The 12,563-nt window shown below is 73.2% G+C and carries 9 protein-coding genes; 7 read left to right on the forward strand and 2 right to left on the reverse strand.

What is annotated here, in order from left to right; translation table 11 throughout:
• Positions 1–339 precede the first annotated feature (339 nt).
• Positions 340–1,440, forward strand: coding sequence for a 3-deoxy-7-phosphoheptulonate synthase (locus JOD49_RS14055; protein WP_205309001.1), 1,101 nt, complete (start codon positions 340–342; stop codon positions 1,438–1,440).
• 69 nt (positions 1,441–1,509) lie between these two features.
• On the opposite strand, the gene JOD49_RS20580 is transcribed toward JOD49_RS14055, so the two are convergent.
• On the reverse strand, positions 1,510–2,925 hold the full coding sequence (locus JOD49_RS20580; protein ID WP_205307720.1) for a DUF4232 domain-containing protein: 1,416 nt from the start codon (positions 2,923–2,925) through the stop codon (positions 1,510–1,512).
• A gap of 155 nt (positions 2,926–3,080) precedes the next feature.
• Between JOD49_RS20580 and sigK the strand changes: the two genes are divergently transcribed.
• The 3 genes from sigK (at position 3,081) to JOD49_RS14075 (ending at position 6,163) form a co-directional block, all read left to right on the forward strand.
• Positions 3,081–3,656, forward strand: coding sequence for an ECF RNA polymerase sigma factor SigK (sigK, locus tag JOD49_RS14065; RefSeq protein ID WP_205307721.1), 576 nt, complete (start codon positions 3,081–3,083; stop codon positions 3,654–3,656).
• Entirely contained in the window at positions 3,649–4,482 is an 834-nt protein-coding gene (locus tag JOD49_RS14070) for an anti-sigma factor (RefSeq protein WP_205307722.1), read from the forward strand. The genes sigK and JOD49_RS14070 overlap by 8 nt, the downstream gene beginning before the upstream one ends.
• Positions 4,483–4,675: 193 nt before the next feature.
• Positions 4,676–6,163, forward strand: coding sequence for a hypothetical protein (locus JOD49_RS14075; protein ID WP_205307723.1), 1,488 nt, complete (start codon positions 4,676–4,678; stop codon positions 6,161–6,163).
• A 188-nt stretch (positions 6,164–6,351) separates the two neighbouring features.
• Here JOD49_RS14075 and JOD49_RS14080 read toward each other — a convergent pair whose 3' ends face one another.
• Positions 6,352–7,026 carry a fasciclin domain-containing protein gene (locus JOD49_RS14080; RefSeq protein ID WP_205307724.1) on the reverse strand — a complete coding sequence of 225 codons (675 nt, stop codon included), beginning with the start codon at positions 7,024–7,026 and terminating at the stop codon, positions 6,352–6,354.
• Positions 7,027–7,165: 139 nt separating this feature from the next.
• On the opposite strand from JOD49_RS14080, the gene JOD49_RS14085 reads away from it, so the two are divergent.
• The 3 genes from JOD49_RS14085 to JOD49_RS14095 all read left to right on the forward strand — a co-directional run bounded on the left by JOD49_RS14085 (position 7,166) and on the right by JOD49_RS14095 (position 12,504).
• Positions 7,166–9,193: a cytochrome c biogenesis protein DipZ gene (locus JOD49_RS14085; RefSeq protein ID WP_205307725.1), complete on the forward strand. Its 2,028-nt coding sequence runs from the start codon at positions 7,166–7,168 to the stop codon at positions 9,191–9,193.
• A 186-nt stretch (positions 9,194–9,379) separates the two neighbouring features.
• Positions 9,380–11,551, forward strand: a complete 2,172-nt coding sequence (locus tag JOD49_RS14090) for a LamG-like jellyroll fold domain-containing protein (RefSeq protein ID WP_205307726.1) — start codon at positions 9,380–9,382, stop codon at positions 11,549–11,551.
• 80 nt (positions 11,552–11,631) lie between these two features.
• A complete protein-coding gene (locus JOD49_RS14095) occupies positions 11,632–12,504 on the forward strand; it encodes a formate/nitrite transporter family protein (RefSeq protein WP_205307727.1) in 873 nt (290 codons plus the stop codon).
• Positions 12,505–12,563: the final 59 nt, after the last annotated feature.

Raw genomic sequence — 12,563 nt, forward strand, 5'->3', positions numbered from 1 at the left:
CGGCCCGCCGGAGCCCCGAAACCCCTGTGCTACGGTCGTCGGGTGAACACGGTTCGTTGGTATCGGCGCTTTACGCTGGCTCCTGGAGGGGCCGAGCGGGCGTTCGCCTGACCAACCTTCCCCCGGAGCCAGCACAGGGCCTTGGACGCAGACCGCGTCCGGGCCCTTCGTCATTCAGACGGGCCGACTCCGGACACAGAGCAGGCCGCGCGGCTCCGTCTGAGTCACCTTCAGATCAGGAGCCCTCGCATGACCGCCACGACCGCGACCGCCGCCTCGCCGGAGACCGACGAACGTCACCACGAGACGACCACGTCACCCGCCGGTGCAGGTGACACCATGGAACGCGTGACCTCCCACCCCGAGTACGAGCTGCAGGCGCCCACGAGCGACCTGCGCATCCGCGCCCTCGACCCTCTGCCCGCCCCCGTCGACATGCTCGCGGAGCTGCCGCTCGGCACGGCTCGTGGCGACCTGGTCACCCAGTCGCGCCGCGAGATCCGCGACGTCCTGGCGGGAGAGGACGACCGTCTGCTCGTCATCGTCGGGCCGTGCTCGGTCCACGACCCCGAGGCCGCGCTCGACTACGCGCACCGCCTCGCGGCCGTCGCGAAGGACCTGTCCGAGGACCTCGCGATCGTCATGCGCGTGTACTTCGAGAAGCCGCGCACGACGGTCGGCTGGAAGGGCCTCATCAACGACCCCGACCTCGACGGCACGCACGACGTCAACCGCGGCCTGCACCTCGCGCGCGAGGTCCTGCTGGGCGTCCTCGACGCGGGTGTCCCCGCGGCGACCGAGTTCCTCGAGCCCACGAGCCCGCAGTACATCGCGGACGCGGTGTCGTGGGGGGCGATCGGCGCGCGCAACGTCGAGAGCCAGGTGCACCGCCAGCTCGCGTCGGGCCTGTCGATGCCGGTCGGCTTCAAGAACGCGACCGACGGCGACATCCAGATCGCGGTCGACGGCTGCATCACCGCCGCGAGCGAGCACACGTTCTTCGGCACGGACGGCGCGGGCCGCGCGGCCGCAGTGGAGACCGCGGGCAACCCGGACTGCCACATCATCCTGCGCGGTGGCCGCAGCGGCCCCAACTACAGCCCCGACGACGTCGCGTCCGCCCTGCGCGTGGCCGCCGCCTCGGGCCTGGGCGGGGCCGTCGAGCACGGCCTGGTCATCGACGCGAGCCACGGCAACTCGGGCAAGGACCACGTGCGCCAGGCCGAGGTCGTGCGCGAGGTCGCGGCCCGCATCGCCGAGGGCGAGGCCGGTATCACGGGCCTCATGATGGAGAGCTTCCTCGTGGCGGGTGCCCAGGCGCCGGCTCCGAGCGGGCTCGTGTACGGGCAGTCCGTGACGGACAAGTGCATCGACTGGGACACGACGGCCGAGCTCCTCGGCGAGCTCGCCGAGTCGGTGCGGGCGCGCCGGGCGCTCTGAGCCCTCTCGTTCCAGGACGACGGCCGCCCTCCCCACGGGGAGAGCGGCCGTCGTCGTCCTGGGACGGGGTCAGGGGGTCGTGCTGCTCGGGGTGGTCCAGGAGCCGACCTCCACGGTCGCCCCGCCGAGGATGTCGACGCCGCCCTCTCCGCCCAGGTGGGAGGTCACGGGCAGACGGACGGCGTCGGCGCCGACCACGGTCTTGACGAGGAAGCTCGTGGTCACGTCCGGGTCGTTGGCCGTGGACATCGCGCCCCACCGGACCAGGGACTCGACGGCCTGCCCGGGGGGGACGACGAGCCGGACGGAGCTGCCGCCGTCCAGGTACGGCTCGAGCGTGACCTCGGGTTCCGTGCCCGAGGCGCGCAGGAAGCTCAGCTCGGGGCGACCGTCGACAGCGCACGGTGCGCCCGAGCCGTTCGTCGCACGGAGGATCGCGAAGCGTGACCCCATGGCGGCGTCGAACCCGACGAGCTCCGGGGTGAGGTCCGGGCCGGTGCAGGCAGGGATCCCGTCCGCGGCCGCTGCGGCCGCGTCCGCGGCGTCCTGTCCCGCGAGAGCCGGGTCGGGTCCGGCCGGTTCGAGGTCGCTCACCCAGCCCGTCTCCGACGTCCCCTCGCCGTCGACCACGAACTGGATCGGGCGTCCGAGGAGCTCGGCCTGGCCCGAGGCGCGCAGCCAGGCAGCCGTGGGTGCGGGGTCCCCGTCGACGCGGACCGTCAGGAGAGGGGCGTCGTCGTCTCCCACGGAGCCGTCCTCGATCGCCGGGCCGGCCTCGTACGAGACCTCGGTGACCTCGTCGCGCGCGGCGGCCTCGGTGAGCAGGGCGACGGCCGGCAGGGGCGGGGGCGTGAGGTAGTGGCCGCCGAAGTACCGGGCACGGGAGTCGTCGGTCGAGAGGGAGACGATCCCGTGCCCGAGGCCCTGGGTGGCCTCGGCGATCGTCAGGAGGTCCTCGGGGGTGCGCACGGTCACTGCCGTGGTCGTCGCGTCGGCGAGGACCGAGGTGGCCCCGGCGTCGAGGAACCCGACGCCGGCCGCGACCGAGTACATCCCGGTGCCGTCCATCCCGACGCGCAGCGTCGAGCCGGTGCCGGGGACCTCGTCGACGACCCAGGTCTCGTGGAAGCCTCGGATCCCCGCCTCGAGGAGAGCGGCGCGCGCCTCGTCCGCGGTGTCCTGCGAGGCCTGGGGGCCGGTGAGGCTCTCGAGGTCGACCGTCATGACGAGCCGCAGGACGGGGACGTCGAATCCGGGCTCGTCCGTCTCGGTCTTCTCGATCTCGACCGACTCGACGCCGTCAAGCTCCCCGACCTTCTTCTCGAGCGCGGCGACGGCCTCGGTGTCGGAGAGCGGGACGGGGGTGGTGGCGGCGTTGCCGGGACGGCCCACGGCCCAGACGGCGAGGGCGACCAGCACGACGAAGAGTCCGGCCACCAGCAGGTAGACGGGCTGGATCCGGGGGCTTCGGTGGGTCTCGGTCACCCCGCGAGGGTAGCGGTTCCCGGGTGGCGCCCGGCCGGACCCATCCGCGGGCCCGTCGGCGACGAACCACAGGTGCCTCGGTCGTCGCGGGAGGCCACGCACCGCGGGTGGTCCGCCGGTGCGCCGCGTCGGCAGCCCTGGGGCAGACTGGGCGGGTGCCACCTGTGAGGACGAGCGAGCCCGATGCTCTCGATGCCGCGCTCGCCGCGTGCGCCGGGGGTGACCCGGACGCGTTCGCGCCGGTGTACGACGCGTTGGCCCCGGCCGTCTTCGGCACGGCGCTCGCGGTGCTGCGCGACAACGACCATGCGGCGGAGGTGACCCAGGAGGTGATGATCGAGGTGTGGCAGACAGCGGTGCGCTTCGACGCCTCCAGGGGTTCGGCTCGTACGTGGGTGGTCACGATGGCCCGACGACGGGCGGTGGACCGGGTGCGGTCCGAGCAGTCGCGCCGGGTCCGGGACCAGAAGGACGTCGACGGCAGGTTCGCCGGGGGCGGGCACGACGTCGTGGCGGAGGAGGTCGAGCAGCTGCTCGAGTCGGCCGCGGTGCGGCAGTGCCTGGGGAGCCTGACCGGGACCCAGCGCGACGCCGTCGTGCGGGCGTACTTCGGTGGGCTGACGTACCGGGAGGTGGCCGTGGAGCTGGGGGCGGCCGTACCGACCGTGAAGTCGAGGATCCGTGACGGCCTCGTGCGCCTGCGGGACTGCCTGGGGGTGAACCGTGGCTGACGAGACCGGACGGCCGATGCCCGGCGCCCAGGGCCCGGGTACGCCAGACGGCCCGGGCGCGCCAGACGGCCCGGGCGGGTCCGACGGTCCGCGCGACCTGCTGGCGGCCTACGCGCTCGACGCGGTCGACGACCTGGACCGGCGTGCCGTGGAGCGGTTGCTCGCTGCCGACCCGGACGCGCGCCGTGAGCTCGACGAGCACCGCGCGGTGGTCGCGGCGTTCACGGTGGACGCGGACCCGCCTGCCGCCCTGCGTGAGCGGGTGCTGGGCAGCCTGGCCACGGTGCCGCAGGTCGCGGCGCCGTGGGGCAGCGAGGGTGCCGCGGGGACGACGCCCCCGGCAGGCTCGGGCTCTGGCGGGGGAGTGCGCCCCCGGTCGACGCGCCGCCGACGCTGGGCCGTCGTCGCGGCAGCCGCCGCGGCGGTCGTGGCCGTCGCGGTCCCGACGACGCTCGCGGTCCAGGCTCGTCAGGAGCAGGTCCGGCTCCAGACCCAGGCCGACGCGGTCGCCTCGATGCTGGCCGACCCGGCTGCGGAGATCGTCCGGGGGGAGATGGTCGGGGGTGGCGACGCGAGCGCGCTCGTCTCGGGGGACCGCGTGCTGTTCTCGGTCACGGACCTGCCGAGGGCGGGGTCGGCCGAGGACTACCAGCTCTGGCTCGTCGAGGGCGAGGAGATGGTCTCGGCCGGAGTCTTCGACGCTCACGACGGGTCGGCCGCGCTGCTCGTCGAGGCGGCGGGGAGCGCCGGCGTCGCGGTGACGCTCGAGCCTGCTGGGGGTTCTCCGCAGCCCACGAGCGACCCGCTGGTCGTGCTCGAGACCTGATACTCGACCTCGGATAGAAATCGACCCGTAAAGGGCTCAGAAATACCCGCTCTCGGGTAATTCCTTGGTCCGATCCCGGATATACGCCAGGGTTTGTAAAACTCTGGGTATTGGTGATGCAATACGACACGTTCCCACCTTGTGTCGTCGTGCGAAGGCGCTCCGACATCACCCCGGAAGGAATCCACCACCCGTGAAGAAGCTCTTGGCGAGCGGCGCTGCCGCGCTGCTCGCACTCGGCGGACTGGTCGCCACCGCGGCCCCCGCCTCCGCCCACACCCCCCGCGTCACCGCGACCTGCACCGGCCTCGAGGTCAAGCTCACCCAGTACTCCGACGGTGCCAACTCGGTCGTCGTGAAGGTCGACGGAAAGGTCGTGAAGGACGAGTCCTTCAAGCGTTCCTGGTCGACCTCCTACGCGTTCCCCGACACCTCGGTCGGTCACTCCTGGGAGCTCGCCGTCAAGGCCTCGGACGGCAAGCGGTTCGACTTCAGCGACGACGGCACGACCGATGCGTGCGCCGGCACCTCGAAGCCCGACAAGGAGACCGGCCTCTACGTCTACAAGAAGAACGACCCCACGAAGCCAGCGTCCTGGGGCAACTCCGGGCCGCAGACGCTCGTCCACCACAAGCCGGGGACCGAGTGGTACACGACCTTCCCGACCGACCTGCCCACCGAGGTCTGCGGTGACGGCTGGGCCGTCCAGCAGGACAGGGTCAGGCAGAACGGCACGTTCGTCTGGCCCGGGACCATCACCCCGCCGACGTCGGCCCTGGGGGGTGCGCTGATCGACTCGAAGCACCACGACCTCGGCGACCTGATCACGGTGCCGGCGTGCGACGAGGAGCCGAACCCGCCGCGCCCGTCGAAGCCCGCGCCCGAGACGCCGGCGAAGCCCGTGTCCCCGGTCGCGCCGACCGTCGGTGACGTGTGCACGCCGGCCGGACGCACGGTCGACGCCCCGCAGAGCACCGCGGAGATCACCTACGAGCACGTGGGCGACACGATCGTCGCGCGCCCGGCCGCCGGGTACGCGCTCACCGCGACCGAGGGGTACGCGCTCGCCGCGGACGGCACGTCCGCGACGTTCACGATCGACCAGGACGCCGCCGACTGCGCCCTGACCCCGGGCGAGATCGGCGCGGTCTGCGAGGCCGACACGCCCTACCTCGGCTACGAGGTCTTCCTGCCCGAGGGCTACGTCGCGGACAGCGACCGTCCCCTGAGCATCACGTTCCTGCACCCGGGCGACGGCGAGGACTACACGGTCGAGGGTCTGCCGCTCGACGGCAGGCTCCTGTGGCCGGGCGCCTCCGCGGGCGAGCCCCGCGCCTGGCCGGGCTGGGAGCGTCAGGCGGACGGCTCGTACACCGAGACCGACGGCAACTACGCGTGGACGCGTGCGGGTGTCGAGGTCCTGTTCGAGGTCAACCCGGGCTACTCGACGACCGTGAGCTATCCCGCGGCGACGGCGTCGTGCGCGAACCCCCGCATCCTCGCCGCGACCGGTCCCCTCGACGGTCCGGCGACCCCGGCGACCCCGGTGAGTGCGACGGCGCCGGGCGGGCCGTCGCTCGCAGCGACCGGGGCCACGGCCGGTGCGGCCGCCTTCCTGGCCGTGCTGCTCGTCGGTGGCGGGGCGGGCATCGTCTGGGCGCGTCGTCGGGCGCACTCCTGAGCCTCACCGCGCCGAGAGGTGTGCCGCCCCGGCCGTGACGGCCGGGGCAGCGCACGAGAGGAGCCGGCCGCCCGGGCATCCCGTCCGGTGCAGCCGGCTCCTCGCTCGTCGTCCCCGTGGTCGGCCCGCAGACCGCTGAGGGCCGACCGCCGCGGCACGGGGACAACCGCGGCGGCCGGCGTCGGTGGTCACATGGTCGGCATGAGGACCGTGTCGACGAGGTAGACCGTGGCGTTCTGCGTCATGACGCCACCGCAGATCACCGTGGCGTCGTTGACCATGAGGTCGTCGCCCGAGCCCGTGACGGTCACGGTCCCGCCCTCGACGGTCTCGTGCTCACCGACGACCTGGTCCGGGGTGAGCTGGCCGGGCACCACGTGGTACGTGAGGATCTTGGTCAGCGTGTCGGAGTCGGTCTTGAGGCTCTCGATGGTCGCCGGGTCGATCTTGGCGAACGCGTCGTCGACCGGCGCGAACACCGTGAACTCGCCGCCGTTGAGCGTGTCGACCAGGTTCACGTCGGGGTTGAGCTGCCCGCTCACCGCGGCGGTGAGGGTCGTGAGCAGCGGGTTGTTGGAGGCGGCGACGGCGACCGGGTCGGTCGACATGCCGGTCACGGAGCCTGCGCCGTCGGGGACCTGCTCGGCGTAGGCCGCACAGCCGGGGCCGACGAGGTTCGCCGCGGGGTCGACCTCGGGGGTCATGGCCTCCTGCGACATGTCGTCGGAAGGCGTCGTCATCTCCGACGCGCTCGACGAGTCGCTCCCGGAGCCGGAGTCCGAGTCGGAGCTGCAGGCGGTCAGGCCCAGGATCGCCAGGGCGGCGACGCCGGCCACGGCGTACGAACGGGTTCGAACGTTCATCGGTCTCTCCTCGTTGTCGTCGCCCCGTCAGGTGCGGGACGTCTCGCAGGAGGTTCGGAGCGGGGGGCGGCGTGGATGGGTCGGACGTCCGAGGAGATCCGCGACCCATCCGCCGGGGCCGTCGCGCCGAACCCCGGCCATGGAAACCCTCGTGCTCATCGGCCTGATCGGTGGCCTCATCACCGGCATCTCGCCGTGCATCCTCCCGATGCTCCCCGTGATCTTCTTCGCGGGCGGCGTGCAGGGCGCCCGCGGCACCGTGGCCGCTGCGCCCTCGCCCGTCCCCGTGCCCGACGGCGCAGCGTCCACCGCGGACCCGTCGCCCTCGGCGGGGGCCGGGTCGGGCACCCCGACGGCCTCGCTGTTCGCCGGCGTCCCCGGCGCGGTCCAGGTCGGTGCGCGCGGCCAGGTCGTCACGGCGGTCCGCCCGTCCGGCGACGCGGCGCCGGGTGCCACGTCCGACCCGTCCACCCAGGACGGGACGCCGTCCGCGGGCGGTGAGCGGCGCCGTCGGGCGGGGACGGGGCACGACGGCGACGGCAGCCGGGGCGCACGCCGCTCGTGGCGGCCCTACCTCGTGATCGCCGGGCTCGTCGTGAGCTTCAGCGTCTTCACGCTGCTCGGCTCGTTGCTCCTCGGGGCGCTCGGCCTGCCGCAGGACCTGTTGCGCTGGGTGGGGCTGACGCTGCTCGCGGTCATCGGGGTGGGCATGATCGTGCCCCGGTTCGAAGAGGTGCTCGAGCGGCCGTTCCAGAAGATCGCGGCGCTGGGTTCACGTCGCGGGGCGCGCAGCCAGGACCGCGGGGCGTTCGTGCTGGGCCTGGGCCTCGGTGTCCTGTACGTGCCGTGCGCGGGGCCGGTCCTCGCGGCCATCACGGTCGCGGGCGCGACGGGGAACATCGGGCCGGAGACGGTCGCGCTCACGGTGTCGTTCGCGGTCGGGGCCGCGATCCCGCTGCTGGTCTTCGCGCTCGCGGGACGTCGCGTGGCCGAGCGGGTCAAGGCGTTCCAGCGTCACACCCGGGGCATCCGCGTGGCAGGCGGCGTGGTCATGATCGCGCTCGCCGTCGGGCTCGCGTTCAACCTGCCCGCGTACCTCCAGCGCGCGCTGCCCGACTACACGGGCAGCCTCCAGGAGCGCGTCGACGCGTCCGGGACGGTGCGCGAGGCGCTCGACCTCGGCGGGATCGTGACCGACGAGAACCGTGAGCTGTCGAACTGCTCGAACGGCGCCTCCGAGCTCGAGGACTGCGGTCCGGCGCCCGCGCTGCGGGGGATCGACACCTGGTTCAACACACCAGGCGACCAGCCGCTCGTGCTCGACGACCTGCGCGGCAAGGTGGTCCTGGTCGACTTCTGGGCCTACTCCTGCATCAACTGCCAGCGCGCGATCCCGCACGTCGACGCCTGGTACGAGCAGTACAAGGACGTGGGCGAGGGCTTCGAGGTCATCGGGGTGCACACGCCCGAGTTCGCGTTCGAGCGCGAGACGCGCAACGTCGTCGCGGGGGCCGAGGACCTGGGCGTGACGTACCCGGTCGCGCAGGACAACTCCTACGCGACGTGGACCGCGTACCGGAACCGCTACTGGCCCGCGCAGTACCTGATCGACGCGGAGGGGACCGTGCGGCACATCCGGTTCGGCGAGGGTGGCTACGAGGACACCGAGGGGCTGATCCGCGAGCTCCTCGCGGACGCGAACCCGGGCGTGAGCCTGCCCGGCGCGACGTCGGTCGAGGACGGGACGCCCGACGGGTCGACGACCCCCGAGACGTACCTCTCGGTGGGCAAGGTCGGCAACTACGCGGGCGAGCCGCGCTACGCCGCGGGTGAGCAGGCGTTCACGCTGACCGAGGACCAGGCGCCCGACACGTTCTCGCTCGGAGGGACGTGGGACGTCGACTTCCAGGGTGCCACCGCGGTGTCCGACGACGCCCGCGTGCGCCTGGCGTACCGCGGCACCGACGTGTTCAGCGTCCTGGGCGGCGAGGGCACGGTGACCGCCACGGTCCGGGACGAGGCGGGGACGGTCGTCGAACGGCGCGAGATCGACGTCTCGGGGAACCCGACCCTCTACCCCGTGCTGGAGGGGGAGGGGCCGAGCGAGGGAACGGTCGAGCTCGAGGTGCCCGCGGGGATGCAGGTCTTCACGTTCACGTTCGGGTAGGCCGTGCCCGGAGGGCCACGCGGCGCCCGAGAATGCGGTGGACCGCCAGTTGTGGAACGGGTGTACTCTCCTGTCACCACGACCGGCTGAGAGTTCGCTGTGAGCTGTGCTGGGGCCTGCCCAATGGGGGTGTAGGTAGCGTCGCGCACCCGCAGGTGCGCCCTGGTGGTGAAGAGGAATCCTGGTATGAGACTTTCCCGGAGCGCCCGAGCGGTCGCCGGACTGGCGACAACCCTCGTGCTGCTGATGGCTCCGCACGCGTCGGCCGCACCCGCGCCCGCGTCGGCCGCGGTCGACGAGTGTCGTGTCGCGGTGGCCGGTGAGGCCGTGGCCGCGGCGCTCGCCGCGACCTGCGGCCAGGACGTCGAGGTCCTCGACGCCCGCACGGCGACGGACGCGTTGTTCGCGGCTCCGGACGGGACCTTCCGCCTGGAGCGCTCGATCGCCGCGTCCGGCGCGCCGACCGAGTGGACCGTGATCCGCGCGGGCAAGAAGCACAGCGCGGCGGGGTACGGGTTCACGGGCGACCGCCGCGTGGGCCCGTGCACCACGGAGGAACGACCGGCCTGTGCGCGCAAGGACACCCAGCGCATCGCCTGGGAGTTCGGAGGGCTCAGCGCTCTGGACGGTCTCGGCGAGGCCGACGTCGTCTCGGCGACCTTCTCGGCCTACAGCACCCGGTCGTCGAAGTGCGGGGCCGGGGCGGTGGGTGCGTACGTCGCGCCCGCCGTCGACCGCCGGACGTCGTGGTCGGGTTCGGCGCACCGTTGGGGTGCGCTCCTCGGGCGCCCGCTCGGCTCCCCCGAGCTCGTCTGCGCGGGCGAGCGCTGGAAGCGGTTCGACGTCACGACCGCGGTGCGCGCCGTCGTGGCCGAGGGGCGGACGACGGTCGGGCTGGGCCTGGCTGCGGTCGACGAGAAGTGCACCACGTGCGGGACGGCACGCTTCAGCGCCGACGCGACGCTGTCGATCGTGATCGACCGTGCTCCGCAGGTGGACGCGGCCTGGACGACCGCGCCCGACACGCAGTGCGTGACAGGGGCCGAGCGGCCCACGGTCAGGTCGGCGACCCCGCAGCTGAGGGCGCAGGTCAGCGACCCCGACGGGACGAGCACGAGCGCGCGCTTCGCGGTGCACGGCCTCGCCGACGGCGCTCTCGTCTGGGAGTCCCCGGTGGGGCTCCCGATGCCGAGCGGCTCCACGCACTCGCTCACCGTGCCCGGCGGTCTGCTGGCCGACGGCCAGGCGTACTCGTGGAGCGTCACGGCGGTCGACGTCGCGGGTCGTCCGAGCGCCCCCGTGTCCTGCGAGCTGCTGGTCGACCTCGTCCCGCCGACGGTCGCCCCCACGGTCACGCCCGTCGAGGGGATGCCCGCGGTGTACCGCGAGGACACCGTCTCGGGTCGCGTCGGGCTCGCCGGGGCGTTCGTCTTCGGGGACGGCGGGTCGAGCGGGGTCGTGTCGTACCGGTACTCGTTCGACTCCGACGGGATGCACCGCGCCGCCGCGCCGGGCGAGCAGGTGAGCTTCACTCCGTCCACGGCGGGTTCGCACTTCCTGATGGTCCAGTCGGTGGACGCCGCGGGGGCCACGAGCCCGGTGCGGACCTACCGGTTCACGGTGGGCGCGGCGCCCGCGGGCTCGGTCATCGGCGCATGGCGCCTCGACGAGGGCAGCGGGCTCGTGACGGCCGACGGCTCCGGCCGCGGGAACGACCTCGCGCTCTCGGGGGAGGACCTCTGGACGGGGGGCATCTTCTCGGAGTTCGGGGGCGACCCGAGCGACCACGGGCTGCGCTTCGACGCGCCCACCGACGCGGCCACGTCCGCCGGCCCAGTCGTCGCGACCGACGGATCCTTCTGGGTGTCCGCGTTCCTGCGGCCCGACGTCGCGGACAGGACGGCCGTCGCGGTGAGCCAGGACGGCACTGTCGTGAGCGGCTTCACGCTCGGCCTGCAGCAGGGCGCCGACTGCCAGACGCCGTCCGGGACGTGCTGGGCCTTCTCGATGGCCGGTGCCGACCAGGCCGGTGCCACGAGCGCGACGGCGCGGGCGCAGTCGCCGGTCCAGGCGGGCAGCTGGTCCCACGTCGTGGGCGTGCACGACGCCACGGCGGGCACGGTGAGCCTGTACGTCTGCGAGGTGGGGACGGCCGACAACCCCGCGTTCGGCGAGCCGACGCTCGCGGCCACGGTGCCGTTCGACGCGACCTGGTCCGCCACCGGGAGCCTGCGGCTCGGCGCCGGTCAGCGTGACGGCGCCGTGGTGGACGGCTTCGTCGGCACGCTCGACCAGGCTCAGGTGAAGGAAGGCGTACCGACCGGCTCAGACCTCGTGCGTGCCTGCTCGGGGTCCTGACGGGGCACGGGCTGAGACCCCGCGTTCCACCTGACGACCCCCCTTCCATCGCTTAGATGGAAGGGGGGCATCATGAGAGGGTGCTGAGCCTCTCCGAGAACCTGACCGAGCAGTCCCGTGCGGCTCGCACCAAGGTGGCGGGCACCCGGCACCCGTGGCGGTACCTCGTGGCCGCGATGCTCGCGGGCGCGTACATCGGCGTCGGCGTCGTCCTCATGGTCACCACGGCCGGACCCTTCCTCGCGGCCGGGGCGCCTGCGGAACGGCTCGTGGCGGGCGGGGTCTTCGCGGTCGCCCTGACGCTCGTCGTGTTCGCGGGGGCCGAGCTCAGCACGTCCGCCATGATGATCCTGACCCAGGGAGCGGTGACCCGGACGATCCCGGTGCGCTCCGCCGTCGGGACGTTGCTCTTCTGCTTCGGCGGGAACCTGCTCGGCTCCATGCTGTTCGGCTGGATGGTCGTGCAGTCCGGCATCCTGCACACCAACGCGGCCGCGGGCGAGATGATCGCGTCGATGCTCGCGGGCAAGGGCCACGAGACGGGCAGCCAGCTCTTCTTCCGCGGCGTCCTGTGCAACATCCTGGTGTGCGCCGCGATCTGGGCGTGCGGACGCCTGCGCTCGGAGGCGGGCAAGGCGATCATCATCTTCTGGGCGATCTTCGCGTTCATCTCCTCGGGGTTCGAGCACGTCGTCGCGAACATGACGACGTTCAGCATCGGCCTCTTCAGCCCCGAGGCCCTGACCACGTGGGGCGAGTTCGGGCGCAACCTGCTGTTCGTCGGGCTGGGCAACCTGGTGGGCGGAGCGGTCGTGGTGGGGCTGGGCTACGCGGTGGTCTCGGGGCGGCAGCGCGCCGGGACCCACGGCGTCGAGGCGGCCGTCGACGATGGGGCCGCGCGCCGGATGGACGTCGGAGCAGTGGTCGCTCCAGCCGGGAACGCCGAGCGCTAGTCTCGCCAGTCGGACCGTCCCGCGGGTGGTTTTCGGCGGAATTCCGGGGTTTGCACGCC

The sequence above is a fragment of the Oerskovia jenensis genome, from assembly GCF_016907235.1.
Classification (GTDB): Bacteria; Actinomycetota; Actinomycetes; order Actinomycetales; family Cellulomonadaceae; genus Oerskovia; species Oerskovia jenensis.